The organism is Kitasatospora sp. NBC_00070 (assembly GCF_045041205.1).
Taxonomy (GTDB): Bacteria; Actinomycetota; Actinomycetes; order Streptomycetales; family Streptomycetaceae; genus Kitasatospora.
The window spans coordinates 4,690,521-4,715,853 of sequence record NZ_CP108247.1 but is presented as its reverse complement, the minus strand read 5'-3'; the positions used below and the strand labels follow the sequence as shown (position 1 = coordinate 4,715,853).

22 protein-coding genes, 1 tRNA gene and 1 riboswitch are annotated in these 25,333 nt (G+C 72.7%); of the genes, 8 read left to right on the top strand and 15 right to left on the bottom strand.

The window, feature by feature from the left end; genetic code table 11:
• Nucleotides 1-31 precede the first annotated feature (31 nt).
• A riboswitch (cobalamin riboswitch) is annotated at nt 32-173 on the top strand.
• Between the two features lie 159 nt (nt 174-332).
• Both OHV05_RS21765 and OHV05_RS21760 read left to right on the top strand, forming a co-directional pair.
• Nucleotides 333-2,768 (top strand): ribonucleoside-diphosphate reductase subunit alpha, encoded by a 2,436-nt coding sequence (locus OHV05_RS21765; RefSeq protein ID WP_405019156.1) that lies wholly within the window; start codon nt 333-335, stop codon nt 2,766-2,768.
• Nucleotides 2,769-2,788: 20 nt separating this feature from the next.
• Nucleotides 2,789-3,784 (top strand): ribonucleotide-diphosphate reductase subunit beta, encoded by a 996-nt coding sequence (locus OHV05_RS21760; RefSeq protein ID WP_405021514.1) that lies wholly within the window; start codon nt 2,789-2,791, stop codon nt 3,782-3,784.
• Nucleotides 3,785-3,853: 69 nt separating this feature from the next.
• Here OHV05_RS21760 and OHV05_RS21755 read toward each other — a convergent pair whose 3' ends face one another.
• The 12 genes from OHV05_RS21755 to OHV05_RS21700 form a co-directional block, all read right to left on the bottom strand.
• Nucleotides 3,854-4,675, bottom strand: a complete 822-nt coding sequence (locus tag OHV05_RS21755; protein WP_405019155.1) for a BTAD domain-containing putative transcriptional regulator — start codon at nt 4,673-4,675, stop codon at nt 3,854-3,856.
• Nucleotides 4,676-4,828: 153 nt separating this feature from the next.
• Nucleotides 4,829-6,283 carry an aKG-HExxH-type peptide beta-hydroxylase gene (locus OHV05_RS21750; RefSeq protein WP_405019154.1) on the bottom strand — a complete coding sequence of 485 codons (1,455 nt, stop codon included), beginning with the start codon at nt 6,281-6,283 and terminating at the stop codon, nt 4,829-4,831.
• Nucleotides 6,284-6,368: 85 nt separating this feature from the next.
• Entirely contained in the window at nt 6,369-6,491 is a 123-nt protein-coding gene (locus OHV05_RS21745; protein WP_403034768.1) for a hypothetical protein, read from the bottom strand.
• A 106-nt stretch (nt 6,492-6,597) separates the two neighbouring features.
• Nucleotides 6,598-8,088 carry an ABC transporter substrate-binding protein gene (locus OHV05_RS21740; protein WP_405019153.1) on the bottom strand — a complete coding sequence of 497 codons (1,491 nt, stop codon included), beginning with the start codon at nt 8,086-8,088 and terminating at the stop codon, nt 6,598-6,600.
• 195 nt (nt 8,089-8,283) lie between these two features.
• Nucleotides 8,284-8,928 (bottom strand): peptide deformylase, encoded by a 645-nt coding sequence (def, locus tag OHV05_RS21735; protein WP_403034763.1) that lies wholly within the window; start codon nt 8,926-8,928, stop codon nt 8,284-8,286.
• A 77-nt stretch (nt 8,929-9,005) separates the two neighbouring features.
• Nucleotides 9,006-9,986: a tetratricopeptide repeat protein gene (locus OHV05_RS21730; RefSeq protein ID WP_405019152.1), complete on the bottom strand. Its 981-nt coding sequence runs from the start codon at nt 9,984-9,986 to the stop codon at nt 9,006-9,008.
• A 139-nt stretch (nt 9,987-10,125) separates the two neighbouring features.
• On the bottom strand, nt 10,126-11,412 hold the full coding sequence (locus OHV05_RS21725; RefSeq protein WP_405019151.1) for an HD-GYP domain-containing protein: 1,287 nt from the start codon (nt 11,410-11,412) through the stop codon (nt 10,126-10,128).
• Nucleotides 11,409-12,890: an HD-GYP domain-containing protein gene (locus OHV05_RS21720; protein ID WP_405019150.1), complete on the bottom strand. Its 1,482-nt coding sequence runs from the start codon at nt 12,888-12,890 to the stop codon at nt 11,409-11,411. Before OHV05_RS21720 ends, OHV05_RS21725 begins: the two co-directional genes overlap by 4 nt.
• A gap of 161 nt (nt 12,891-13,051) precedes the next feature.
• Nucleotides 13,052-13,351, bottom strand: a complete 300-nt coding sequence (gene rsrA, locus OHV05_RS21715) for a mycothiol system anti-sigma-R factor (protein ID WP_057227022.1) — start codon at nt 13,349-13,351, stop codon at nt 13,052-13,054.
• Entirely contained in the window at nt 13,348-14,079 is a 732-nt protein-coding gene (locus OHV05_RS21710) for a sigma-70 family RNA polymerase sigma factor (protein ID WP_405021513.1), read from the bottom strand. Before OHV05_RS21710 ends, rsrA begins: the two co-directional genes overlap by 4 nt.
• A 263-nt stretch (nt 14,080-14,342) precedes the next feature.
• A complete protein-coding gene (locus tag OHV05_RS21705) occupies nt 14,343-14,969 on the bottom strand; it encodes an alpha/beta family hydrolase (protein ID WP_405019149.1) in 627 nt (208 codons plus the stop codon).
• Nucleotides 14,970-14,978: 9 nt separating this feature from the next.
• A complete protein-coding gene (locus OHV05_RS21700) occupies nt 14,979-15,734 on the bottom strand; it encodes an SOS response-associated peptidase (protein WP_405019148.1) in 756 nt (251 codons plus the stop codon).
• A gap of 109 nt (nt 15,735-15,843) precedes the next feature.
• Here OHV05_RS21700 and OHV05_RS21695 point away from each other — a divergent pair, with 109 nt between their 5' ends.
• The 5 genes from OHV05_RS21695 (at nt 15,844) to hisN (ending at nt 20,603) form a co-directional block, all read left to right on the top strand.
• Nucleotides 15,844-16,545 carry a M50 family metallopeptidase gene (locus tag OHV05_RS21695; RefSeq protein WP_403034747.1) on the top strand — a complete coding sequence of 234 codons (702 nt, stop codon included), beginning with the start codon at nt 15,844-15,846 and terminating at the stop codon, nt 16,543-16,545.
• A gap of 378 nt (nt 16,546-16,923) precedes the next feature.
• The gene (gene aroA / locus OHV05_RS21690) at nt 16,924-18,243 is read left to right on the top strand and encodes a 3-phosphoshikimate 1-carboxyvinyltransferase (protein ID WP_405019147.1); all 1,320 of its coding nucleotides are present in this window, start codon (nt 16,924-16,926) and stop codon (nt 18,241-18,243) included.
• A gap of 15 nt (nt 18,244-18,258) precedes the next feature.
• Nucleotides 18,259-19,314: a ribosome small subunit-dependent GTPase A gene (gene rsgA, locus OHV05_RS21685; protein ID WP_405019146.1), complete on the top strand. Its 1,056-nt coding sequence runs from the start codon at nt 18,259-18,261 to the stop codon at nt 19,312-19,314.
• 106 nt (nt 19,315-19,420) lie between these two features.
• Complete coding sequence (locus OHV05_RS21680; protein ID WP_405019145.1) at nt 19,421-19,744, top strand: DMT family transporter; 324 nt, start codon at nt 19,421-19,423, stop codon at nt 19,742-19,744.
• A 61-nt stretch (nt 19,745-19,805) separates the two neighbouring features.
• Complete coding sequence (hisN, locus tag OHV05_RS21675) at nt 19,806-20,603, top strand: histidinol-phosphatase (RefSeq protein WP_405019144.1); 798 nt, start codon at nt 19,806-19,808, stop codon at nt 20,601-20,603.
• A 60-nt stretch (nt 20,604-20,663) separates the two neighbouring features.
• On the opposite strand, the gene OHV05_RS21670 is transcribed toward hisN, so the two are convergent.
• Nucleotides 20,664-22,142, bottom strand: a complete 1,479-nt coding sequence (locus tag OHV05_RS21670; RefSeq protein WP_405019143.1) for a catalase — start codon at nt 22,140-22,142, stop codon at nt 20,664-20,666.
• 118 nt (nt 22,143-22,260) lie between these two features.
• Between OHV05_RS21670 and OHV05_RS21665 the strand changes: the two genes are divergently transcribed.
• Complete coding sequence (locus OHV05_RS21665; protein ID WP_403034730.1) at nt 22,261-22,671, top strand: Fur family transcriptional regulator; 411 nt, start codon at nt 22,261-22,263, stop codon at nt 22,669-22,671.
• Nucleotides 22,672-22,975: 304 nt separating this feature from the next.
• Here OHV05_RS21665 and OHV05_RS21660 read toward each other — a convergent pair whose 3' ends face one another.
• Together OHV05_RS21660 and OHV05_RS21655 are read right to left on the bottom strand one after the other, a co-directional pair.
• Nucleotides 22,976-24,901, bottom strand: coding sequence for a tetratricopeptide repeat protein (locus OHV05_RS21660; protein ID WP_405019142.1), 1,926 nt, complete (start codon nt 24,899-24,901; stop codon nt 22,976-22,978).
• A 336-nt stretch (nt 24,902-25,237) separates the two neighbouring features.
• Nucleotides 25,238-25,311, bottom strand: a tRNA-Met gene (locus tag OHV05_RS21655).
• Nucleotides 25,312-25,333: the final 22 nt, after the last annotated feature.

The following is a 25,333-nucleotide window of genomic DNA, read 5'->3' as shown; positions in this document are numbered from 1 at the left end:
GACACGACACAAGATGTGGGGTTACACGAGCCAGGCACCACTACATGTATGCTCGCTTTCGCTGTCGACGCAGGGGAACCCGGTGTGATTCCGGGACTGCCCCGCAGCGGTGAGCGGGCTCCTCCAGCAGGTTCCCGCAAGTCCGATGACCTGCCGACCGTGTGCCACAGGGCTTCCCCGCAGTCGCCATGCAGCACAGCAGTATCGTCCGGGCCTCGCGGGTGGGCCGGGGGGTGGTTCGCGCGCGCCGTGAGGTGTTCCGCGCTGCCTTCCCCTGCGCCCTGACGGGTCCGGTGCCCCTCGCCGACCGCCGCCGCCAGGAGAGAAGCGCCTTGACCATCGCTGCCTCAGTTGCCCTGCCCTCCCAGGGTTCTGCCGACTCCGCCCAGACCGATCCAGGTGCTGCGCTGCTTCGGCTGCTCACCGACCGCAGCATCGACCTGCCCCAGGTGGACCCCGGCCACGTCGCGGCCGCTGCGCTGCGCGGCCGGAACGCCAACTCGGACTTCGCCGAGCTGCGCGGACTGGCCGTGGAGGCTGCCGCCTCGATGATCGCCGAGGACCCGCAGTACTCGAAGCTCGCCGCCCGCCTGCTCGCGCTGGAGATCCAGGACGAGGCGATCGGCCAGGGCGCGCTCTCCTTCTCCGCCTCGATCGTGGTCGGCCACACCGAGGGCCTGATCGGCGACGTCACGGCCGCCCTGGTGGCCAAGCACGCCGACGCCTTCGACGCGCTGATCGACCAGCGCGGTGACGACCGCTTCGAGTACTTCGGCCTGCGCACCGTGCAGTCCCGGTACCTGCTGCGCCACCCGATCACCCGCAAGGTGATCGAGACCCCGCAGCACTTCCTGCTCCGGGTCGCCGCCGGTCTCGCGGTCGGCGACACCGAGCAGTCGGTGGCCGAGGTGGCCGAGCTCTACACCCTGATGAGCCGGCTGGAGTACCTGACCTCCTCGCCGACCCTCTTCAACTCCGGCACCAAGCACCCGCAGATGTCCTCCTGCTACCTGCTGGACTCGCCGCTGGACAACCTGGACTCGATCTACAGCCGCTACGCGCAGATCGCCCGGCTCTCCAAGCACGCCGGCGGCATCGGCCTCTCCTACAGCCGGATCCGTTCGCGCGGCAGCCTGATCCGCGGCACCAACGGCCAGTCCAACGGCATCGTCCCGTTCCTGCGCACCCTGGACTCCTCGGTCGCCGCGGTGAACCAGGGCGGCCGCCGCAAGGGTGCCGCCTGCGTGTACCTGGAGACCTGGCACGCCGACATCGAGGAGTTCCTGGAGCTCCGCGACAACACCGGCGAGGAGGCCCGCCGGACCCACAACCTGAACCTGGCGCACTGGATCCCGGACGAGTTCATGCGCCGGGTGAACGCCAACGCCGACTGGTCGCTGTTCTCCCCGGTCGACGTGCCCGAGCTGGTCGACCTCTGGGGCGCCGACTTCGACGCCGCGTACCTGAAGGCCGAGGCCGAGGGCAAGGCCGTCCGCACCATCCCGGCGCAGACCCTGTACGCCCGGATGATGCGCACCCTGGCCACCACCGGCAACGGCTGGATGACCTTCAAGGACGCCTCCAACCGCGCCGCCAACCAGACCGCCGTGCCCGGCCGCACCGTGCACTCCTCGAACCTCTGCACCGAGATCATCGAGGTCACCGACGACTCCGAGACCGCGGTCTGCAACCTCGGCTCGGTCAACCTCGGTGCCCACGTGGCGATCGGCGCCTCCGCGGCCGACCTGCTGAACGCGATGGACTGGGACCGGCTGGACGCCACCGTGCGCACCGCCGTGACCTTCCTGGACCGGGTCATCGACATCAACTTCTACCCGACCACCGAGGCGGGCACCTCCAACTCCCGCTGGCGCCCGGTCGGCCTGGGCGTGATGGGCCTGCAGGACGTCTTCTTCCAGCTCCGGCTGGACTTCGACTCGGCCGAGGCCAAGCAGCTCTCCACCCTGATCGCCGAGCGGATCATGCTGGTCGCCTACGAGCGCTCCAGCGAGCTGGCCGTGCAGCTCGGCCGGCACGAGGCGTACGCGGAGACCCGCGCCGCCCGTGGCCAGCTGCACGTCGACCACTTCGAGACCGCCCCGCAGTGGACCGAGCGCTGGGAGGCGCTGCGCGCCACCATCGCCGAGACCGGCCTGCGCAACTCGCTGCTGCTGGCGATCGCGCCGACCGCGACCATCGCCTCGATCGCCGGTGTCTACGAGTGCATCGAGCCGCAGGTGTCCAACCTGTTCAAGCGCGAGACCCTCTCCGGCGAGTTCCTCCAGGTCAACCCGTACCTGGTCCGCGAGCTCAAGGAGCTGGGCGTCTGGGACGCGCAGACCCGGGACGCGCTGCGCGAGTCGAACGGTTCGGTGCAGGACCTCAACTGGCTGCCCACCGAGGTCCGTTCGCTCTACCGCACGGCGTGGGAGCTGCCGCAGCGGGCGCTGATCGACCTGGCCGCCGCCCGGCAGCCGTACATCGACCAGAGCCAGTCGCTGAACCTCTTCATGGCCGCGCCGACCATCGGCAAGCTGAGCTCGATGTACGCGTACGCCTGGAAGGTCGGTCTGAAGACCACCTACTACCTGCGCTCGCGCCCGGCCACCCGGATCGCCCAGGCCGCCTCCTCCTCCGGGGCGAAGGCCGTCGTCCCGGCGCCGTCCGCGCCGGTCGTCGTGGCGACCCCGACCACCCTCACTCCGGAGGAGGAGGCGGCGCTCGCCTGCTCCCTGGAGAACCCCGAGTCCTGCGAGGCCTGCCAGTGAGCACCACCGACCGCGAGAAGATGCTGCTCGACCCGGGCTTCGAGCTGACGCTCCGTCCGATGCGGTACCCGTCGTTCTACGACAAGTACCGCGACGCGATCAAGAACACCTGGACCGTCGAGGAGGTGGACCTGCACTCCGACGTCGCCGACCTCGCCAAGCTCAGCGAGGGCGAGCGGCACATGATCGGCCGCCTGGTCGCCTTCTTCGCCACCGGTGACTCGATCGTCTCGAACAACGTGGTGCTGAGCCTCTACAAGCACATCAACTCGCCCGAGGCCCGGCTCTACCTGTCCCGGCAGCTGTTCGAGGAGGCCGTGCACGTCCAGTTCTACCTGACGCTGCTCGACACCTACCTGCCCGATCCCGAGGACCGGGCGGCGGCCTTCGACGCGGTGGAGAACATCCCCTCCATCCACCAGAAGGCGCAGTTCTGCTTCAAGTACATGAACGCGGTCGACCACCTCGACTCGCTGCAGAGCAAGGACGACCGACGGGCCTTCCTGCTCAACCTGATCTGCTTCGCGGCCTGCGTCGAGGGCCTGTTCTTCTACGGCGCCTTCGCGTACGTGTACTGGTTCCGGTCCCGGGGCCTGCTGCACGGTCTGGCCACCGGCACCAACTGGGTGTTCCGGGACGAGTCCATGCACATGGACTTCGCCTTCTCGGTGGTGGACACCGTCCGCCAGGAGGAGCCCGACCTCTTCGACGACCAGATGGCCAAGCAGGTCACCGAGATGCTGGAGGAAGCCGTCGAGGCCGAGCTCCAGTTCGCCGAGGACCTCTGCGGCGAGGGCCTGCCGGGGATGAACACCGCCTCGATGCGGGAGTACCTGCAGGCGGTCGCCGACCAGCGGCTGGCCCGTCTCGGCATGCCGATCCGGTACGGCTCCAGCAACCCGTTCGGCTTCATGGAGCTGCAGAACGTGCAGGAGCTGACCAACTTCTTCGAGCGCCGGGTCAGCGCCTACCAGACCGCCGTCGAGGGCTCGGTCGCCTTCGACGACGACTTCTAGGCCGCGACACCACCGGAGGGGCGCGGGGTTCTCCCCGCGCCCCTCCGGCGTGTCCCGGGCCGACCGGCCTCAGCCGAGGTGCAGCGTCGGGTCGCCCGCCAGGATCCGCCGGTGCAGCTCGGTCACCGCCCGGCCCGGGTCCAGCCCCTGATCCTCGATCAGCAGGTCCCGCAGCTCGCCGTACGCGGCCAGCGCCTCGGCCTGCCGCCCGTCGCGCAGCAGCGCCAGCATCAGCTGGGACCGCAGCCGCTCCCGGAGCGGGTGCTCCGCCACCAGACCGCGCAGCACGGGCAGCACCTCCGCATGCCGGCCCAGCGCCAGCTCCGCCTCGACCAGACCCTCGGCGGCCAGCACCCTGGCCTCCTCCAGCCGGCTCACGTACCCGAACACGCTCGGCCCGAGCGGCACGTCGACCAGCGCCGGACCGCGCCAGAGCTCCAGCGCACCGCGCAGCAGCCGGCCGGCCTGCCCGTGGTCGCCGGTACGGAGCGCCGCCCGGCCGGACTCCGCCAGCGTCTCGAACCGCACCGCGTCGATCGAGCCGGCCTCGGTCAGCAGGGTGTACGCACTGCCGGTGGTCCGCACCGCCCCCTTGCCGAGCAGGCCGCGCAGCCGCCAGACGTACCCCTGCAGGGTCTTCCGGGCGCTCTCGGGCTCGTCGGCCTGCCACAGCTCGGCGATGATCCGGTCCACCTGGACCGGCCGGTTGACGTTGATCGCCAGCAGCGCCAGCAGCGCCCGCTGCTTGGCCGCCGACAGCTCGATCTCCCGTTCGCCGCAGCGGAGTTGGAGCGGTCCGAGCAGACCGAACCGGGTGCCGCCGGACGGCTCGGCACCGGTCGGCCCGGGCGGGGCGAGGAGCCGGGGCGAGGGCGGGGACATGACGGACATTCAGCGAACCTCCACCGGAAGGCAGCGATACCGGGCCGGGAGGTCTGGACTCCCTGGCACGCTCCGCTCAGCATGCCCGGCCGCCGGGCCTGCCCGCGTCCGGTGTGTCACCTCGGCGCCTCGGAGCCCGGGCACCCGGGCACGCCGACCGGCTCAGTCGGTGACCGGCTCCACCAGTCCGGCCTCGGTCAGCCCGGCGATCCCGAGCGCGAACCGGGCGTCGTCCGGACCGCCGCCGCCCCGCCGGGTGTAGGCCGCCTCGATCTCCTCGGGCGTGCCACCGTCGCACAGCGCGTAGATCAGCCAGGCGTGCTCGTTCAGCCAGTGGAACCGCGCCGCCTCCGGCGAGTAGGCCAGCAGTTGGTGCTGGTCCGGCAGCGGGCAGACGGTCACCGGCTCGGCCTTCCGGTAGCCGCGCGGGTCGAGCGCGGGCCGCTGCACCGAGCCGGGCGCGGCGGCGGCCGGCTCGGGGACGGTCACCCGGACGGCCGGGGCGAGCGGCGCCACCGCGTCCAGCAGCCACCGGACGAACCGCCGGCCGGCCGGGGTGAGCGCCTCGCCGTGCACCTCCAGGGCCTGCCGGCCGAGGTAGCCGGCCCGCTCGGCACTGGTGTCGTACCCGCCCTCCCGGTCGGCCCGGCTGCCCGGGGTGGGCGCCCCCACGCCCTCGGTGACCGGCGGCGCGCCGAAGCGCTCCACCAGCTCGGCGGGGGCCTCGGCGGCGGCCGCGAAGAACAGCACCAGGTGGCTGTAGACGTGCAGGCCGGCCAGCACCCGGGTCAGCGTCCACGGGGCCGACCGCCAGGGGATCTCCACCAGGTGGCCGGGGTCGGCGACCATCGCGCCGGTCCGCAGCAGGTCGAACTGCTTGAGGTGCAGCCCCTCGTGCAGCAGGATCTCGGCGGTCATCCACGGGTCGTCGAGGTGCTCCGGCGCGACGAACAGCGCCGAGGGCAGCGGGTCGCCACCCGAGAACGAGTGCAACTCGCCGTCGTCGGCGGCCCCTTGGGCCAGACCGACCAGCGAGACGTGCGGGAAGACCCCGGCCCCCGCGTACGGCAGCAGCTCGGCCAGCAGCTCGGCGCCCCGGGCCAGCCCGGCCAGCTGGGCCTGCCCCGGGGCGATCCGGCGGGCGCCGCGCAGGTCGGTGAAGCTGCCCTGCTTGAGCTCCTCCAGCCGTACCGCGAGCGGCAGTTCGGCCACCTCGGGCCGGACCTCGGTCCACACCCAGCCGACCCCTCGGCCGGCCCACGGCCGGTGGTGCGGGTCCATCAGCCGCTCGGTCGGGCCGAGCCCGTCACCGGCGTCCAGGTCCGCCTGGGTCAGCTGCCGGGCGAACTCGCTCGGGCCCGGCCGGTGCCGCTCCAGCGCGACCAGGTCGTTCTCGAAGGCGTTCCGCAGCACCGGGTCGTAGAGGAACGGGCGGAGCCCCGCGTCCTCCTCCTTCGCCAGCCGCTCGAACCGTTCGGCCGCCTCGGGGAAGTCCCGGGCCAGCACCGTCAGCCCCAGCCGGTAGCGGGCGATGTTCCGGGCCTCGATGGCCCCGGGATCCCCGAACTGCGGGTCGGTGCCGAGCAGTCGGTCGATCTGCGAGTAGGACGGCGACAAGGTTCACCCCAGGGCTGGGTCGGTGGGTCGGGAGCGACGGCGGGCCGTCCACCGGGCTCTCCGGTGAACGGCCCGCCGTCGGTTGCTACTTCATCGGTGCGATGAGCGACGGGAGCCACTCGCGCTCGTACGGCGCGTCGGTGGTGATGCTCGGCACCGACTCGGCGGTCACCCGGATGTTCGGCAGTTCCACGGTCTGGGACGGCATGGCGTCTCCTTCCACTCAGCTGACGGGGCACTACCGAATCTAGGCAACTCCGGTGTGGCGCCGGTGTGGTGGCGCTCTCGCCGGCGGACCGGGGAAGGCTCCGCCGTCAGCTCTCCAGCGTCACGTCGAACAGGTCCAGCTGGAGCAGCGGGGTGACGGTGACGTTCCCGGTCCGGGTGGACCAGCCCGACTCCACCTTCTGGTACCAGAGCGGGATGGCGGGCATGTCCTGGATGATCATCTTCTCCGCCTGCCGGTAGAGCTCCCAGCCCTCCTGCTCCGAGGGCGCCGCGTCCGCCTCGGCCAGCAGCGCGTCCACCGCCGGGTTGGAGTAGCCGGAGCCGTTCACCGCCGCACCGGTGCGGAAGATCGGGTTGAGGAAGTTCTCGATCGACGGGTAGTCGGCGACCCAGCCGGACCGGAAGATCGTGGTGACCTGCTGCTCGTTGATCAGCTTGCGGAACTCGCCGAAGGTCGGCACCGGTGCGTACCTGGCCTCGACGCCCAGCGCCGCGGTGATGGTGCGGCAGGCCGCGTCGATCCACACCTGGTTGGCCGAGTCGTCGTTGGAGGTCAGCTCGATCGGCCCCTCGAAACCGGTGCTCTCGAACAGCGCCTTCGCCTTCTCCGGCTGGTAGCTGCACAGGTCGCCGCCGGCACCGCCGCCGTACCCGGGCACGATCGGCGGCACCAGGCCGTCCGGGAGCATCTTGTCGCCGTCGAAGGCGGTGTCGATCACGTACTGCCGGTCGATGGCCATCGAGAGCGCCTGCCGCAGCCGCGGGTCGGCGAACCGCGGGTCCCACATCGGGAACGAGATCGACTGCACGCCCATGTACGGCTTGGCCACGTAGCGCCCGGCCAGCTCCACCTTGTACCGGCCGCCGTCGAGCGCGTCCGCCGGGACGAAGTCGAGGTAGTCGAGCCTGTTCGCCACCACGTCCGCGTAGGCGTCCTCCAGCCGGCGGTAGAACCGGAACTCCACCCCGTCCACCCGGGGCTTGCGGGCCCCGGCGTAGGCGTCGTAACGGCTCAGCAGGATGTGCTCGCCGGGCGCGTGCGACTCGAAGCGGAACGGGCCGTTGCCGATCGGGTGCGCCTCGAACGCCTTCGGGTCGGCGAAGAAGCTGCGCGGCAGCGGGAAGAACGCCGTGTAGCCGAGCTGGGTGACGAAGGCCGAGAACGGCGCCGACAGGGTCACCTCGAAGGTGCTGTCGTCGATCACCTTCAGCCCCGCCAGCTCCGTCGTCTCCCCGCTCTGGTTCGCCTCGTAGCCCTGGATGTGGGACAGGTACTCGGCGCCCTGCAGCCGGTTCGGACCGTAGGTGGTGTGGTTCCAGGCGTCGACGAAGCTGCCGGCGGTGACCGGGGTCCCGTCGTGGAAGGTCCACCCCGGGTGCAGGGCGATCCGGTAGACCCGGGAGTCGGCCGAGTCGATCGACCTGGCCACCGCCCTGCGGGGTTCGGCCGTGTTCGGGTCGTACTCGACCAGACCGGTGAACAGCGCGTTGACGATCTTCACGCTGTCGCGCTCGGTCGCGTCGCCGGGCACCAGCGGGTTCTCCGGTTCGGTGCCGTTCCAGCTGATGATGTTCATCGGTGTGAAATCCCCTCGGTTCTTGGCGCGCGCACGGTCGCCGAGCCTGCGCCGACCGAGTCCAGCAGAACGGCGCCCGGAGCCGCCAGCATCGGAGTCCGACCCAGTCAGGTCGGCCGCGCCGGGGTGTCCGCACCGGGGGAACGCGAAAGGGCCGGCTCCGGGCGGGAGCCCGGAGCCGACCCTGACGGTCGATCAGTCGTTGGCGACCGTGGCGTACTTGGGCGTGCCCTCGGCCATCTGCCGCAGCGCGTCCTTGCGGTCCCGCTTGGAGAGCCGGTCGATGTACAGGTACCCGTACAGGTGGTCGGTCTCGTGCTGGAGGCAGCGCGCGAAGAAGCCGTTGCCCTCGACCCGGATCGGGTTGCCGTCCTTGTCCTGGCCGGTGACGATCGCGTAGTCCGGGCGGGCCAGCTCCATGTAGGCGGTGGGCACCGAGAGGCAGCCCTCCGGGGAGTCGTCCAGCTGCCGCTGCCCGGCCGGCAGGTCCACCAGCACCGGGTTGACCACGTGGCCGACGTGCCGGACACCGTCGTCGTCCGGGCAGTCGTAGACGAACACCTTGGCGTCCACACCGATCTGGTTGGCCGCCAGGCCGACGCCCTCGGCCGCGTACATCGAGACGAACATGTCGTCGATCAGCGCGGCCAGCTCGGCGTCGAACGCGGTGACCGTCCGGTTCTCCCGGTGCAGCACGGGGTTGCCGACCACGGTGATCGGGCGGGCGGTGCCCTTGTCGAGGTCGGGCAGCTCACCGACCACCTTCGGCTCCGCGGACTCCTCGTGCGCGTGGTCGTGCGGGTGGTCGTGGTCGTGCGCGTGGTCGTGCTGATCCGCCATCGTTGCTTCCGCTTTCTGGGTCTGCCGGAGATCTACCGGGTAAAGAGTACGGCGCCCGGTGGCTCACCGGCCCTTACTCAGCAGACCTCTTCGAGGTCCCGGTAGGCCCGGGTGGCGGGCGAGGCGGCCACCCAGTGGTCCAGCAGCGAGCCGACCAGCCGGGCCGGGGCGGCGATCCCGCACTCCCGCTCGGCCAGCCAGGACAGCCCGGAGCCCGCCTGGCTCAGGTGGCTGAGGTGGCCCGGGTGGGCGGCGTCACCGTCGTCGTGCGGGTCGTGGTGCACCGTCCGGCCGTCGTCCGCCGCCATCCGGCTCTCCGAGCAGGCCCGGCAGAGCAGCCGGACCGAGGAGGTCCAGTCCTCGGCCGCGTACCCCGCGTCGGCCACCAGCCGCTCCAGCGCGTCCCGGTCGGCGGCGGTGGCCGCCTGCAGCAGCACCACGTAGGTCGGCACCGGGGAGGGCGCCCAGAGCTCGATCTCGTCGAAGACCGGGTACGCCACCCCGTCCGCGACCCGCTCACCGTGCGGGGCGCCGTCGTGCAGCACCACCTCGCCCCAGCGGCGGCCCGAGGAGGGCAGCGGGATGGACAGCACCTCGATCCGGGCCGGGTCCAGCCGCCGGCCCCAGACCACCTCGGCCTCGCCCTCCGGGGAGAGCCGCACCGGCGTGGTGCCCAGGTCGAGCTGGACGGTGCCGTCCTGGGCCCCACCGGGCAGCCGCAGGCCGTACGCCTGCCAGGCCCGCCGGGCCAGCGGCCAGTCCTGCAGCGCGGTCGCGGTGATGCCGAGGTTCCACCAGTCCGGCGCGCCCTGCTCGCGGTCCAGCAGCGCGACCGCCCGCAGACCGGCGGCTCTGGCCTGGTCCCAGTCCCGGCGGAACTTGTGCAGCAGGGCGAGGTTGAACCAGGAGTCGGACAGCCAGGGCTCCAGGTCGGCGGCCATCACCAGCAGCGGCCCGGCGTCCTCGTAGCGGCCGTCACCGATCAGGGTGAACGCCCGGTCGGTGGTCTGCCGCCAGGTCGCCGACGGGCGGTGTCGTGTGCGGTGGAAGATCCTCACGTTCCGTCCCTGCCGTAGTCGTCCGCCGGTGTGCCCTACCCGGTCCGCCGGGGGCCTCTTCCCCGGCTTTTCCACGCTATGACGGCATCCAACCACGCCGCCCGTCGGCCGCGCTCCTCGCACCCGGGACCGACCGGGTTCAGTCAGGTCGGCCGACGACCGTGGCGGATCGGGCCAGTGCGTCGACCACCCGGGCGTCGTAGAGCCGGCCGCGCTCGGCCCGGAGCTGTTCGAACACCTCCTGCCGCCCGGCCGGTTCGGTCAGGCCCCGGCGGCGGGCGGCGGCCGACAGGTCGTCAAAAGCGTTCGCCACCCGGATGATCCGGGCCGCCAGTGGCAGGGTCCGGTCGGCGCCGCCGTCCGGACCCTGGCAGGGATCGGCCAGTCTGGCCACCTGTCCGGCCACCTGCCGGGGCACCCCGGTCCGGCTGATCACCTCGCTGCCGAGCCGGGCGATCCGCTGCTGCTCCGGCTGGGGCAACAGGGCGGTGGCCCCGTCCGGCACCGGCTCCACCAGCGAGAGCTGGCCGATGTCGTGCATCAGCGCGGCGTACTCCAGCAGGGCGAGGTCCCGGCTGCCGAGCCCCAGCTCGCGGCCGAGCGCGCAGGCGGTGTCGGCCACCCGGCGGGCGTGGCCCGGCGGGGTGTAGCCGGCCACCTCGGTGGCCCTGGCCAGCGTCTCGATGGTCTGCCCGGTGGTGGCCCGGACCGCCGCCGCCCGCCGGAACGCGGCCTGCGCCAGCAGCAGCGGGGCGCAGAACAGCGGCAGCGCCCACAGCCCCACCTCCCCCGCCAGCAGGCTGATCAGCATCCCGGTGGCGACGATCGCCGAGCCGATCCCGAGCAGCGAGCGCAGCTCGTCCTCCAGCGCGGCGGCGAACCGCAGGCCCGTCCTGGCCCGCCGCTGGACCGCCGCCAGGGTCGCGTCGCAGAGCGCCGCCAGCGCCGCCACCCCGGTCAGGAAGGCCCCGTACATCGGCCCGGCCGGCGGCAGCAGGTCCAGCGCGCCGCTGTTGTAGAGCGGCTGGAACAGCAGTGCCGCGAAGCCCACCGTGAGCAGCCGCCGGACCGCCCCGTCCAGCCGCCCCGGCTCAGGACCGCACCGCCGGTGCCGGTGCCTGCGGTGCCCGCGCAGCGGCGCCAGCCCGGCCAGCGTGCCGATCCCGGCCACCGCCACCACCTGCGCGACCCCGTGCGTGGTGGGCAGCCCGTGCAGCGGCCCGAGCAGCGCGTACGCCAGCGCGACGGCGGTGCCGATCGGGGCCTGCTCGCGGTCGCCCGGGAGGGTGACCCGGACCCGCTCGCCGACCGCGATCACCGCCGCGAAGGCGGCCGCCACCAGCGGGGCGGAGATACCGTGCGAGAGCGCGTCGGCGCAGGCCAGCAGCAGGAGCAGGGCCGCGGTGGCCCGGAGCGCCGTGGTCACGGCGCACCCGGCAGCAGGTCGCCGGCCGGTCGCCGGGCCGGTTCGGGCACCCCGAGCGGGATGTCCGGGACCTCGCCGGCCCAGCCGCCCGGCGGCGGCAGCGCGGGCTCCCAGCCGTGCAGCCGGACCGCCTCGACCAGCGCCCGGACCATCGCCGGGTCGAACTGGCTGCCCGCGCAGCGCTGCAGCTCGGTCACCGCCTCGGCCACCGGCCGGCCCCGCCGGTAGGAGCGGGTGGAGGTCATCGAGTCGAAGGCGTCCGCGACCGAGATGATCCGGGCGAACTCCGGGATCCGCTCCCCCGCCAGCCCCTTCGGGTAGCCGCGCCCGTCCAGCCGCTCGTGGTGGTGCAGGATGCCGTCCCTGGCCTCGCCGAGGAAGTCGATGCCACGGACCAGCTCGAACCCGAACACCGGGTGCACCTCGACCGCCCGCCGCTCGGCCTCGGTCAGCGGCCCGTTCCGCCGCAGCAGCTCGGTGGCCACCCCGAGCTTGCCCACGTCGTGCAGGGTGCCCGCGAAGTGCAGGGTGCGCAGCCGGTCCTCCGCCATGCCCAGCTGACGGGCGATCAGCACGGCGGCCCGGCCGACCCGCTCGCTGTGCCCCCGGGTGTACGCGTCCTTGATCTCCACCGCCTGCACCAGGGCCTGGACGGTGGCCTGATGGGCCGTCCGCTCCCGGTGCCCCTGCGCGGAGACCCAGGCCGAGATGGAGAACGGCAGCAGCGCCAGCACCGCCGCGAAGGCGCCGTACGGGCCCTGCCAGAGCACCGCGACCATCAGCCCGCCGGCCCCGTGCAGCAGGGCGGGCAGCACGGCACCGGCCAGCGGGACGCCCGGCCGGCCGGGGTCGGCCAGCCGCCGCATCCCGCCCACCAGGGCGGAGTTGACCAGGCAGAACGCCAGCACGGCCGCCAGCGCGGGCAGCACGGCGACCGGGAAGCGCGAGCCGAGCAGCAGCTCGGGCCCGGGCAGCAGCCGGAACAGCACGGCGGCGGCGAACGCGGACAGCGCCAGCTGGGCGGCGTTCCAGACCCGGCGGGCGGCCCGGTGCGCGACGGCCGGAGCGGTCAGCGCGGCGGGCAGCGCGACCAGCGCGGCGGCGGCCGGCGGCAGCATCAGCACCCCGGCGAACAGCACCGGCAGGAACGCGGGCCCGGCCCGCTCCGGGGCCGGTGGCGGCGCGGCCGGCCGCTGCCGCCCGCGCAGCGCCGCCCGCAGCAGCCGCAGGCACGGGGTCGGACCGCCCTGAGCGAGCGCGCCCCAGCAGACGTTCAGCACGGCCAGCAGCCCGACCCGGGGCCAGTCCACCGGACCGGTCAGCCAGTCGGGGCCTGGCAGCACCAGCGGCAGCAGGGCCCCGACCGCGCCCAGCAGCACCACGGCGCCGTACCGCAGCGCCGCTCCCGGCAACGCCGGGCCCTGGTCCTCGTCAGCGATCTCCGCCTCCCCGCCACGGCCGCAGTTCCCCTCGGGCACCCAAGGGCTGAGTGCTCGTCAGGAGAATAGGGCCCGGCCCGGCGGAGCGGACGCCCGATCACGGAATGCCCCGGTCGGCGCAGTGTCAACTCACTCGAACGAGTGAGGACCGGCGGACGACGAACCAGCCCGGAGGCCGGCACCGCCGACCGTCGGGGGACCTACTCGGCGGCCTCGGCCACCGTCAGCGACTCGCCGGCCCGCTGCCCCGCCCGGATCGAGTCGATCCGGGCCAGCACCTTGCCGCGCAGGTCGGCCGGGGAGTGCTCGCTGCTGCAGGAGCGCTTCACCAGCGCCTTGATCGCCTGCTCCAGGCCGTACTCCGCCAGGCAGGGGGAGCACTCCTCGAAGTGCACCTTCAGCTTGGCGCAGTCGCCCTCGGCCATCTCGTTGTCGAGCAGCTCGTAGAGGTGGTCGAGCACCTCTCCACAGTCGGTGTCGTGCGGATCGCCGCAGCTCATGAGCCCGAGCCCTTCGCTTCCTGCCCTGCCCCGCTGCCGGCCGGGACGAGCCCGCGCTCACGGGCGTAGTCCTCCAGCATGCCGCGCAGCTGACGGCGGCCACGGTGCAGTCGGGACATCACCGTGCCGATGGGAGTACCCATGATGTCCGCGATCTCCTTGTACGCAAAGCCCTCGACGTCCGCCAGATAGACCGCGATGCGGAACTCCTCCGGGATCGCCTGCAGGGCGTCCTTCACGTCGCTGTCCGGCAGGTGGTCGAGCGCCTGGGTCTCGGCCGACCGCAGGCCGGTCGACATGTGCGACTCGGCGCGGGCCAGCTGCCAGTCCTCGATCTCCTCGGCGGCGGTGCGCTGGGGCTCCCGCTGCTTCTTCCGGTACGAGTTGATGAAGGTGTTGGTCAGAATCCGGTACAGCCAGGCCTTGAGGTTGGTGCCCTCGCGGAACTGGTGGAACGAGGCGTACGCCTTGGCGAAGGCCTCCTGGAGCAGGTCCTCGGCATCGGCCGGATTGCGGGTCATCCGCAGTGCGGCCGAGTACATCTGGTCCAGGTAACCCAGGGCGTCCCGCTCGAAGCGGTCGCGCCTGGCGTCCTCGGTCTCGTCGGCCGACACCCGGAAGGTGTCCTCACCGATCGCCTCGGCCAGCTCGTCACCGGTCAGCATCTCGCTGCCCGGCTCCGTCTCGACCGGCTCGGCCTCGTGCTCCGCTCCGACGACCGGACCCACCTCCTCGGCTTCACGAGCCGGCACCTGAGTGGGCCGACCCGACAGCGAGGATATCGGGCTGACGGGCTTCTCGCCCGCGACCAGCCACTCGGACCAGTCGGGCACCGCGGCGTTGGCCGCCGCCCGCTCGTCCGGCCGTTCGGGGCACGCGATCGAACCCATCTGCCCTGCCTTCCTACCGGTCACCTTGCTGACGTCAGGTGTAAACCCGGCCGGGCGGCGAGGCATTCCCGGCGGGCTCCTCCGGTGGTCGGAAGGTCCGGTCAGAGCCCGAGGACCCAGTCGCCGACCGCCGTGGTGATCAGCTCCAGCGCCGCGTCCTGGTCCAGCGGGGCCCGCTTGGGCACCGCGAAGCCGTGACTGCCGTACGGGACCGCCACCAGGCGGTGGCCGGCCGGGAGTTCGGGGAACTCCTCGGGGGTGCCGAACGTGTCCTGCCCGGCCTGCACCACCAGGGTCGGGCAGCCGGTGCCGAGCAGTTCCTCCGCCCGGCTGCGCTCCGGCCGGCCCGGCGGGTGCAGCGGGAAGGCCAGCGCGAGCACGCCGACGGCGCCGACCTGCCCGGCCGTCCGGCAGGCCACCCGGGCCCCCGCACTGCGGCCGCCGGCCACCAACGGGAGCCCCGAACGGGCCAGTTCGGCCAGCACCGGCAGCCAGGCCGCGTCCAGCGTCTTCGGGACCGGACCGATCTTCTTCCCGGCCACCCGCCAGGGCTGGTCGACCAGCGCCACGGTGATCCCGCGCGCGGGCAGCGCGGCGGCCAGTGCCTGCAGGTCACGGGCGTCGACCCCGCCGCCCGCGCCGTGACCGAGCGCCAGCAGGGCCCGGGCCTTTCCGTCGGCGGGGAAACGGGTGATCCGGGCGTCGCCGACCGGGGTGGGGACAAGCATGGCGCTCCGTCAGAAGAGGGTGCTGTCGTCCGGCTCGATCTCGCTGAGCGGGCGCAGCAGGGCAGGGCTGTTGTTGCGGATGTTGCCGACCGCCGGGCCGATCGGCCGGGCCAGCAGCGCGCCGGGCGGCGGCGGGACCAGCAGGCCGCGCAGCTCGTCCGGGTCGGCCCGCGCCGGGTCGAGCCAGGCGTCGAAGGCCGACGGGTCGAGGAACAGCGGCATCCGGTGGTGGATCGGGGCCAGCGCGGGCTCGGCGTCGGTGGTGACCACCGTGCAGGTGACCAGCCACGCCTCGGGGTGCTCGGCCGGGAACCGGCGGTCCCGCCAGAACTCGTACAGCCCGGCCAGGGCCAGGGCGGTGCCGTCGGCCCGGTGCACGAAGTACGGCTGCTTGCGCGGCTTGCCCTTCTCCCCGGGTATGGTCTCCCACTCGTAGTAGCCGTCCACCGGCAGCAGGCAGCGCCGGGACGCGAACGCCTGTCGGTAGGAGGGCTTCTCGTGCACGGTGTCCGCCCTGGCGTTGATCATCTTCACCGCGCTCTCCGGCGACTTCGACCAGGCCGGCACCAACCCCCAGCGCAGCACCCGCAGCTGCCGGACCGGCGCCCCGCCGCCCTTCGGCGCCCGGTCGAGCACCACGAAGGCCGGGTCGGTCGGCGCCACGTTCCAGCTCGGCGCCAGGGTCTCCGTCGGGTCCCACTGCTCGACCCCGAAGACCTCGACCAGGTCCTGGGGCACGGTGGTGGAGGCGAAACGTCCGCACATGGTGATCAGCTTGCCACGGCCCTCCCGACCGGTCCGGAGAACCGGGCGGTTCCCTCCCGCCGTCCTGGCATGGGAGGGTGCTGGTTCGAACGCGGCGAGGAGGTACGGAATGGACTTCGCGGGACTGTGGGACACCGTCACCGCCACCCAGCCGGGGCCACCGCACTGGCTGGTGCTCGGCAGTGCGGCGGTCGCCCTGGTGGCGATCCTGCCGCACCCGGTCTGGCGGCTCAGCCGCAACGTGGTGACCATCGCCCACGAGGGCGGCCACGGACTGGTCGCGCTGCTGACCAACCGTCGGCTCTCCGGCATCCGCCTGCACTCCGACACCTCCGGCCTGACCATCTCCTCCGGACCGCCCACCGGCCCCGGCATGATCCTCACCGCGGCGGCCGGGTACACCGCCCCGTCACTGCTCGGCCTCGGCGGGGCCGCCCTGCTGGCCGGGCAGCACGTCACCCAGCTGCTCTGGATCGCCATCGTGCTGCTGGCCGGCCTGCTGGTGATGATCCGGAACGCCTTCGGCCTGCTCTCCGTGGTGGTCACCGGCGCCGCGTTCTTCCTGATCTCCTGGTACGGCAGCAGCCAGCTCCAGGCCGGCTTCGCCTACGTGGGCGTCTGGTTCCTGCTGCTCGCGGGTGTCCGACCGGTGCTGGAGCTGCAGGGCAAGCGGCGCCGCGAGGGTGCCCGCAGCACCGACGCCGACCAGCTCGCCCGCCTCACCCGCATCGGCCCCCTCTTCTGGGTCGGCCTCTTCCTCCTGGTCGCCCTCGCCTCCCTCGCCCTCGGCGGCACCTGGCTCCTCGCCTAGGCATCTACGGTCAGGGGCTCGGGGCTCTGCTGTTGTGCGGCTCCGCCGCGCGGGCGACACCGACCTTTTGGCAGGTGCTCAGCCCGCTACGGAGTCAGGGGCTCGGGGCTCTGCTGTTGTGCGGCTCCGCCGCGCGGGCGACACCGACCTTTTGGCAGGTGCTCAGCCCGCTACGGAGTCAGGGGCTCGGGGAACTGCGACGCCGGCCTCGGAACAGGTGATCCGTCCGTGCGTGGTCAGGCACTTTCGCAGTGACCCGCACGCCAGACCTCCTCGCAGTTCCCCGAGCCCCTGGCGCCGTAGGCGGCTGAGCGCCTGCCAAGAGCACAGCAAGTGCCGTCCAGCGGTGCGTACAGCGAGGGCCCCTAGACTGAGGCCATGACCGAAGCCCTGTGGCCCGCCCCCGTTGCGACCGGCGCCGTCGACGCCACCGTCACCATCCCCGGATCGAAGTCGGCGACCAACCGTGCGCTGGTGCTGGCCGCACTGGCCGACGGCCCGGGCTGGGTCCGCCGGCCGCTCCGCAGCCGGGACTCCCAGCTGATGGCCGACGGCCTGCGTGCGCTGGGCGTCGGCATCGAGGAGACCGTCAACAACGCCAGCGGCGGCACCGGCGGCGGCGAGGCGTGGCGGGTCATCCCGGCCGGCCAGCTCCGCGGCCCGGCCCAGGTGGACGTCGGCAACGCGGGCACCGTGATGCGCTTCCTCCCCCCGCTGGCCGCCCTCGCCGACGGCCCGGTGCACTTCGACGGCGACCCGCGCAGCCACGAGCGGCCCCAGCACGGCGTGATCGACGCGCTGCGCGCCCTCGGCGCCCGGATCGACGACGGCGGTCGCGGCGGCTTCCCGCTCACCGTGCACGGCACCGGCGCCCTGGACGGCGGCCCGGTCGAGCTGGACGCGTCCTCCTCCTCACAGTTCGTCAGCGCGCTGCTGCTCTCCGGCGCCCGCTACAACAACGGGGTGGAGATCCGGAACATCGGCGGCTCCGTCCCCTCCCTCCCGCACATCCGGATGACGGTCGACATGCTCCGCAAGGCCGGCGTCCAGGTGGACGCGCCGGAGGACGGCGGCGAGAAGGACGTCTGGCGGGTCACCCCGGGCGCGCTGCTCGGCCGGGACCTGGTGGTCGAGCCGGACCTCTCCAACGCCGCGCCGTTCTTCGCCGCCGCGCTGGTCACCGGCGGCCGGGTCACCGTACGGGACTGGCCCAGGCACACCTACCAGCCGGGCGACCAGCTCCGCGACCTGTACACCCGGATGGGCGGCAGCTGCCGACTGACCGACGAGGGGCTGGAGTTCACCGGCACCGGCAAGATCCACGGGATCGAGGCCGACCTGCACGACGTGGGCGAGCTGACCCCGGTGATCGCCGCGGTGGCCGCCCTGGCCGACTCCGAGTCGCACCTGTACGGCATCGCCCACCTGCGGCTGCACGAGACCGACCGGCTGGCCGCGCTGGCCAAGGAGATCAACGAGCTCGGCGGCGACGTCAGCGAGACCGCGGACGGCCTCCGGATCCGACCGCGCCCGCTGCACGGCGGCGTCTTCCACACCTACGAGGACCACCGGCTGGCCACCGCCGCCGCGGTGATCGGCCTGGCCGTCTCCGGGGTCGAGGTGGAGAACGTGGCGACCACCGCCAAGACCCTCCCGGACTTCCCGCAGATGTGGGCCGAACTGCTGGGCCAGGGCTGACGGGGAGTCGGGGACATGCGCCGTTACGGCAAGGACGCCGACGAGGACGACATCCGCAACCGCCCGGGCCGCAAGGGCTCCAAGCCGCGGACCAGGATCAGGCCCAAGCACGAGGACGCCGCCGAGGCGATGATCCTGACCGTCGACCGCGGCCGGCTGACCTGCCTGGTCGAGGCGGGCACCAAGCAGGAGCGCCAGGTGATCGCGATGAAGTCGCGTGAACTGGGCCGCAAGGGCGTGGTGGTCGGCGACGTGGTGCACGTGGTCGGCGACCTCACGGGCGAGCCGGACACACTGGCCCGGATCGTCCGGGTCGAGGAGCGCAGCTCGGTGCTGCGCCGCACCGCCGACGACGACGACCCGTACGAGCGGATCGTGGTGGCCAACGCCCAGCAGCTGGCGATCGTCACCGCGCTGGCCGACCCGGAGCCCCGGCCCCGGCTGATCGACCGCTGCCTGGTGGCGGCGTACGACGCCGGGATGCGGCCGCTGCTGGTGCTCACCAAGTCCGACCTGGCCTCGGCGGCGCCGCTGCTGGAGGCGTACGCGCCGCTCGGCATCGACTACGTGGTGACCCGGCGGGACGAGCTGGAGACCGCGGGGGCGGAGGCGGTCCGGGAGCACCTGCGCGGGCTCGCCACCGTCTTCATCGGGCACTCCGGTGTCGGCAAGACCACCCTGGTGAACGCGCTGGTGCCGCTGCACCAGCGGTCCACCGGCGTGGTCAACTCGGTCACCGGCCGGGGGCGGCACACCACCGTCTCGGCACTGGCGCTGCGGCTGCCGCCGCCGCCCGGGGCGAAGCCCGGCTCCAAGAAGGCGCTCGACCCGGGCTGGGTGATCGACACGCCCGGCTTCCGCTCGTTCGGCCTCTCCCACATCGACCCGTCCCGGGTCATCCTGGCCTTCCCCGACCTGGAGCCCGGCACCGAGGGCTGCCCCCGCGCGTGCAGCCACGACGAGCCGGACTGCGCCCTGGACGCCTGGGTCGCCGACGGCCACGCCGAGCAGGCCCGGCTGTACTCGCTCCGCCGGCTGCTCTCCTCGAAGGAGGCGCGGGAAGGTGACTGACCGGAGTCTTTCGGCCCGTCAGAAGTGTTGGATGGCCCCCGCGCGGTGATCATAGGAAGGTCGGACCAGTCGGTCCGGCCCTCCGAGGGGACAGGAGTCGGCTCCGATGGCATGGGCCCTGGTGATCATCGCCGGACTGTTGGAGACCGGTTTCGCGATCAACCTGAAACTCAGCGACGGCTTCACCAAGCTCTGGCCCACCGTCAGTTTCTGCGTCTTCGCCCTGAGCAGCTTCGGTCTGCTCACCCTCTCGCTCAAGACCCTGCCGGTGGGCCCGGCCTACGCGGTGTGGACCGGGCTGGGCGCCGCCGGCACGGCCATCTACGGGATGGTCTTCATGGACGAGACCACCTCCACCCTCAAACTGGTCTCGATCAGCCTGGTGATCGCGGGCGTGATCGGGCTCCAGCTGAGCGGCTCCGGGCACTGACGGCCTGTCCAATTCGCGAGCCGAACTGTCCGGATCCGTGGCCGCTCGTTAGGGTTCGGGCATGGCCGACTACCACGACGATCTCCGACTCGCCCACGTCCTCGCCGACTCGGCCGACTCGATCACCATGGAGCGCTTCAAAGCGCTGGACCTCAAGGTCGAGACCAAGCCCGACCTGACCCCGGTCAGCGACGCGGACAAGGCCGCCGAGGAGCTGGTGCGCAGCGTGCTCCAGCGGGCCCGTCCGCGGGACGCGGTGCTCGGCGAGGAGTTCGGCCTGCAGGGCTCGGGCCCGCGCCGCTGGGTGGTCGACCCGATCGACGGGACCAAGAACTACGTCCGGGGCGTGCCGGTCTGGGCCACCCTGATCTCGCTGCTGGAGGTCGGCCCGGACGGCGAGCAGCACCCGGTGGTCGGCATCGTCTCGGCCCCGGCCCTGCACCGCCGCTGGTGGGCCGCCAAGGGCCTGGGCGCGTACGCCGGCCGCAGCCTGGCGAAGGCGAGCCGGATCCACGTCTCCTCGGTCTCCCGGCTGGAGGACGCCTCGCTCTCCTACTCCTCGCTCACCGGCTGGGAGGAGCGGGCCCGGCTGGACGCCTTCCTGGACCTCTCCCGGTCCTGCTGGCGCACCCGCGCGTACGGCGACTTCTGGTCGTACATGATGCTCGCCGAGGGCGCGGTGGACATCGCCGCCGAGCCGGAGCTGAGCCTGTGGGACATGGCCGCGCCGTGCATCGTGGTGCAGGAGGCGGGCGGCCGGTTCACCGGTCTGGACGGCATCGACGGCCCGAACGGCGCCGACGCGGTGGCCTCCAACGGCCTGCTGCACGAGGAGACCCTGCGCAAGCTCAGCCTCTGACCCATGGTTGCGGGCCCCGGTGACGACTGACGTCTCCGGGGCCCGCGGTCTGAGGTGCCGTTACTTCTGCTTGCGCAGCTCGCGGACGGCGTCCTCCAGGCGCTGACCGTAGTCGGCGTCGGCCTGGCGGAAGTTGTTGATCGCGCGCTCGACGATGTCGTCGCGGTCGGCCGAGACCTTGGCGATGAAGCCGGCGAGGTTGGCGATCAGGCGGGCCTTCTCGTCCTCGGAGTACAGCCGGTAGAGGTTGCCGGCCTGCACGAAGTCGTTGTCCTCGCTGTGCGAGGGCGCCTCGTGGTTACCCGTCAGACCGTTCACCGGCACGGCGGCCCAGAGCGCGCGGCCGGTCTCGACGGCACCGCCGAAGCTGTTCGGCTCGTAGTTCTTCGAGCGGCCGTGGCGGCCGTCGTAGAGGTGGCCGTCGCGGCTGTTGGTGCGCGCCTCGGTGGCGTGCGGGCGGTTCACCGGCAGGTGGTCGGCGTTGATGCCGACCCGGTAGCGGTGCGCGTCCGCGTAGGCGAACAGGCGGCCCTGGAGCATCTTGTCCGGCGACGGGCCGATGCCCGGCACGAAGTGCCCCGGGGAGAAGATCGACTGCTCGACCTCGGCGAAGACGTTGTCGGGGTTCCGGTTGAGCTCCAGCTTGCCGATCTCGATCGGCGGGTAGTCCTCGTGCGGCCAGACCTTGGTCAGGTCGAACGGGTTGAAGCGGTAGTTCGCGGCGTCGGCGGCGGGCATGATCTGCACCTGCACCGTCCAGGTCGGGAAGTCGCCGTTCTCGATCGAGGTGCGCAGGTCCCGCTGGTGGCTGTCCGGGTCCTCGCCGGCCAGCTTGTTGGCCTCGTCCACCGGCAGGTTCTTGATGCCCTGGTCGGTCTTGAAGTGGTACTTCACCCAGAAGTACTCGCCGGCCTCGTTCTGCCACTGGTACGTGTGGCTGCCGTAGCCGTTCATGTGGCGGTAGGACGCCGGGATGCCACGGTCACCGAACAGCCAGGTCACCTGGTGGGTCGACTCGGGCGAGAGGCCCCAGAAGTCCCAGACGTTGTCCGCCTCCTGCGAGCCGGTGTACGGGTCGCGCTTCTGGGTGTGGATGAAGTCCGGGAACTTGATGGCGTCCTTGATGAAGAACACCGGGGTGTTGTTGCCGACGAGGTCGTAGTTCCCCTCCTCGGTGTAGAACTTCAGCGCCCAGCCGCGCGGGTCGCGCACCGCGTCGGCCGAACCGAGGTTGCCCGCCACGGTGGAGAACCGCAGGAAGGTCTCGGTCTGCTTGCCGACCTCGGACAGGAACGCGGCCCGGGTGTACGCGGAGACGTCCGCCGTCAGCGTGAAGGTGCCGTAGGCGGCGGCGCCGCGGGCGTGCACCACGCGCTCCGGGATGCGCTCCCGGTTGAAGTGGGCGAGCTTCTCGAACAGCGTCTGATCCTGGATCAGGGCCGGACCGCCGATGCCCGCGGTTTCGGTGTTCTGGTTGTCGGCGACCGGGGCGCCGGCCTCCGTCGTCAACGTGGGCCGCAGCTCGTCCTGGGTGGTCATGTCGGGTATGCCTCCGCGCATCCGGTCGTACCGTGCCTAAGTATTGGCTCGATCCTAGCTTGGACTTTGTCTAAGTCAACACTGGAACCAAGTCGAGAACGTGGCTTACCCTGTCCCCATGAGTGACCTGCTGGAACGACTTCGCGGACGCGGCTGGCGTCTCACCTCGCAGCGTCGTGTCGTGGCCGAGGTCCTCGACGGCGACCACGTCCACCTCACCGCCGACGAGGTGCACGCCCGGGCGGTCTCGGTGCTGCCCGAGATCAGCCGCGCCACCGTCTACAACACGCTCGGCGAGATGGTCTCCCTGGGCGAGGTGATGGAGGTCGCCACCGACGGCCGCGCCAAGCGCTACGACCCCAACGCCCGGCACGCCCACCAGCACCTCATCTGCTCCGGCTGCGGCTCCATCCGCGACGTCCACCCCCAGGGTGACCTGATCGCCGCCCTCCCGGCAGGGGAACGCTTCGGCTTTGTCATCTCCGGCGCCGAAGTCACCTACCGGGGCCTCTGTCCGGACTGCACCTAGGCAGGCACTCAGCTGCACCGTAGGCAGGCGCTCGGGCATCTACAGTCAGGGGCTCGGGGAACTGCGAGGAGATCTGGCGTGCGGGTCACTGCGAAAGTGCCTGACCACCCCTGAACGGATCACCTTGCAAGGGCCGGCGTCGCCCACGCGGCGGAGCCGCACAACAGCAGAGCCCCGAGCCCCTGGACCGTAGCCGGTGAGCCACCTGCAAAAAGGCCGGCGTCGCCCACGCGGCGGAGCCGCACAACAGCAGAGCCCCGAGCCCCTGGACCGTAACCGGCTGAGCACCTGCCAAAGGTCGGCGTCAGGCGCTGAGTTCGGAGTGCAGGGCGCCCAAGAGGCGTGAGGCGCGTTCGGTGACCTCGGCGGGGCCGTGGTCGGCGGCGCGGCGGCACCAGTTCTCCGCTTGCACCGGCTCCCCCCGCCGGAGGGCGAGGAGGGCGAGGCGCAGGGCAGCCCGACCGTGACCGGCGTCGGCGGCGCGGGTGTACCAGACCATCGCCTCCGCCTCGTCGTCCTGACGGGCCAACAGCAGCCCGAGGTTGAACGCGGCGCTCCGGCTGCCGGCCTCGGCCGCGCGCCGGTACCAGCTCTCGGCGATCTCCAGGGCGCCCCGCTCGGCGGCCCGGACGCCCATCCGGACCTGGGCCCGGCGGTGCCCGGCGTCGGCCGCCACCGCGTACCAGTGCTCGGCCTCGGCGTCCGCGTCACCGCGCCGGTCCAGCAGCGAGGCGAGCCGGAACGCGCCCTCCGCCGACGAACCCGCCGCCGCCTGCCGGTAGCGCTCCAGCGCACCCGTCAGCTGCCCACGCTGCTCCAGGGCGACCGCCAGCTGCAGCGCGGCCTCGCCGTGCCCCTCGGCCGCAGCGCGCGCGTACCACTCGTGCGCCTGCTGCTGCTCGCCGCGCCCGGCGTGCAGCACCCCGAGGTTGAAGGCGCCGTCCACGCTGCCGGCCTCGGCGGCCTTGGAGAACCACGGCTCGGCGCCCGACTCGTCGCCGCGCTGGAGCAGCACGACGGCCAGCGCGTTGCACGCCTCCCGGTGCCCGGCGTACGCCGCGCGCCGGTACCACTGCTCGGCCTGGGCCTCGCGCCCGGCACTCGCGCAGAGCAGGCCGAGGTTGAACGCGCCGTTCTGGTCGCCGGCCTCCAGGGCGGCGCGGTACCAGCGCTCGGCGTCGACGGCCTCCCCCCGCCCGGCGTGCAGCGCGCCGAGCGCGTTGGCGGCGTTGCCGTCGCCCGCCTCGGCGGCCTCCTGCCACCACTCGGCGGCGGCGGCCAGGTCGCCCGCGTCGCGGAGCAGGAAGCCGAGTGCGCAGGCCGCGCGCGGCTCACCGTTCTGCGCCGCCTGCCGGTACCAGCGCGCCGCCTCGTCGAGGTCGCCCCGCTCCTCCAGCAGCACCCCGAGCCGCAGCGCCGCGCGGGCGTGGCTGCGCGCGGCGGCGGTCCGGTACCAGGTCTCCGCGGTGTCCTTGTCGCCCGCCGCCTCGCGCATCCGGGCCAGCCGGTACGCGGCCTCCCGGTGGCCGGCGTCGGCGGACACCTTGAACCAGCGCTCGGCGCGCACGTCGCGCCGATGCTCCATCAGATCGCCCAGGGCGTACGCCCCGAGCGGGTGGCCGTGCTCGGCGGCGAAGTGCAGCCAGTACTCGGCCGCCTCCTCCTCGCCCTGGTCGCGCAGCTGCAGACCGAGCGCGTGCGCGGCCGGGGCCGAGCCCGCGACCGCGGCCTGCCGCCACCACTGGGCGGCCTCGGCCCGGTGGCCGCGCTGGTGCAGCAGCACGCCAAGGTTGTTGGCGGCGGCCCGCAGCCCGGCGGCGGCGGCGGTGCGCAGGTACGGTTCGGCGTCGGCCAGGTCACCCCGGCGGAGCAGCAGCGCGCCGAGCTGGCTGGCGGCGTTCGGGTCGCCCTGGTCGGCGGCCTGACGGTGCCTCGACTCCAGCGCGGCCTGCTCGCGGGCGGCCAGCGCGGTCTCGAAGCTGTCCCGGTCGGGTGCGGGATCGGCGGACTGCGACGCGTAGCTGCCGGCGGCGGGCGCGAACTCGCGGGCGGAGACCCGGACCAGGCTGTCGGGGCCGTACCCGGCGTCGGCGCGGGTGACGGTCAGTCCGCCGGTCCGCTGCGCGGGCAGGGCCGTGCCGGTGTCCTCGCTCTGCGCCCACGCCTCGGTGTCGGCCGCCCCCGCGGCCTTGCCCCCACTGCCCGGATCGTTCCTGCCGATCAGCTTCATGCCGACTCCTGCTCCCCCCGAGTGCTGCGGCACCCGCCGGGGACGTGTCGGATCAGTCGGTGCCGACTCCCCATGGCCAAGGGAGTCAACTGCCCTACGGCATCCCCCATGTGGTCCATCGTCGCATCACCCGCAACCCGCGTACACCTGCCCCGGCCAGGTTTTGGCGGGGCGGGCCGAAGCCCGGCGAGATTGCTTCAGCGCTTTGTCGATTTCCCGACACTTGACCCCCACAAACCCCGGGCACGCATCGTACCGGAGTGGACCAAGGATGAGCGCCCTCAATAAGGAAGCACCGAAGGCCCGGAGAAGAATCTCCGGGCCTTCGGTTCAGAGTAGCGGGGACAGGATTTGAACCTGCGACCTCTGGGTTATGAGCCCAGCGAGCTACCGAGCTGCTCCACCCCGCGTCGTTGTGTCCCAACCATAACA

What these genes read in the sequence shown, in the direction of transcription:
- OHV05_RS21760 (WP_405021514.1), top strand. Translation starts at nt 2,789, where the DNA reads ATGCTGCTCGACCCGGGCTTCGAGCTGACGCTCCGTCCGATGCGGTAC.
- OHV05_RS21755 (WP_405019155.1), bottom strand. Translation starts at nt 4,675, where the DNA reads ATGTCCGTCATGTCCCCGCCCTCGCCCCGGCTCCTCGCCCCGCCCGGG.
- OHV05_RS21745 (WP_403034768.1), bottom strand. Translation starts at nt 6,491, where the DNA reads ATGCCGTCCCAGACCGTGGAACTGCCGAACATCCGGGTGACCGCCGAG.
- OHV05_RS21740 (WP_405019153.1), bottom strand. Translation starts at nt 8,088, where the DNA reads ATGAACATCATCAGCTGGAACGGCACCGAACCGGAGAACCCGCTGGTG.
- def (WP_403034763.1), bottom strand. Translation starts at nt 8,928, where the DNA reads ATGGCGGATCAGCACGACCACGCGCACGACCACGACCACCCGCACGAC.
- rsrA (WP_057227022.1), bottom strand. Translation starts at nt 13,351, where the DNA reads ATGAGCTGCGGCGATCCGCACGACACCGACTGTGGAGAGGTGCTCGAC.
- OHV05_RS21705 (WP_405019149.1), bottom strand. Translation starts at nt 14,969, where the DNA reads ATGCTTGTCCCCACCCCGGTCGGCGACGCCCGGATCACCCGTTTCCCC.
- OHV05_RS21700 (WP_405019148.1), bottom strand. Translation starts at nt 15,734, where the DNA reads ATGTGCGGACGTTTCGCCTCCACCACCGTGCCCCAGGACCTGGTCGAG.
- OHV05_RS21695 (WP_403034747.1), top strand. Translation starts at nt 15,844, where the DNA reads ATGGACTTCGCGGGACTGTGGGACACCGTCACCGCCACCCAGCCGGGG.
- aroA (WP_405019147.1), top strand. Translation starts at nt 16,924, where the DNA reads ATGACCGAAGCCCTGTGGCCCGCCCCCGTTGCGACCGGCGCCGTCGAC.
- rsgA (WP_405019146.1), top strand. Translation starts at nt 18,259, where the DNA reads ATGCGCCGTTACGGCAAGGACGCCGACGAGGACGACATCCGCAACCGC.
- OHV05_RS21680 (WP_405019145.1), top strand. Translation starts at nt 19,421, where the DNA reads ATGGCATGGGCCCTGGTGATCATCGCCGGACTGTTGGAGACCGGTTTC.
- hisN (WP_405019144.1), top strand. Translation starts at nt 19,806, where the DNA reads ATGGCCGACTACCACGACGATCTCCGACTCGCCCACGTCCTCGCCGAC.
- OHV05_RS21670 (WP_405019143.1), bottom strand. Translation starts at nt 22,142, where the DNA reads ATGACCACCCAGGACGAGCTGCGGCCCACGTTGACGACGGAGGCCGGC.
- OHV05_RS21665 (WP_403034730.1), top strand. Translation starts at nt 22,261, where the DNA reads ATGAGTGACCTGCTGGAACGACTTCGCGGACGCGGCTGGCGTCTCACC.
- OHV05_RS21660 (WP_405019142.1), bottom strand. Translation starts at nt 24,901, where the DNA reads ATGAAGCTGATCGGCAGGAACGATCCGGGCAGTGGGGGCAAGGCCGCG.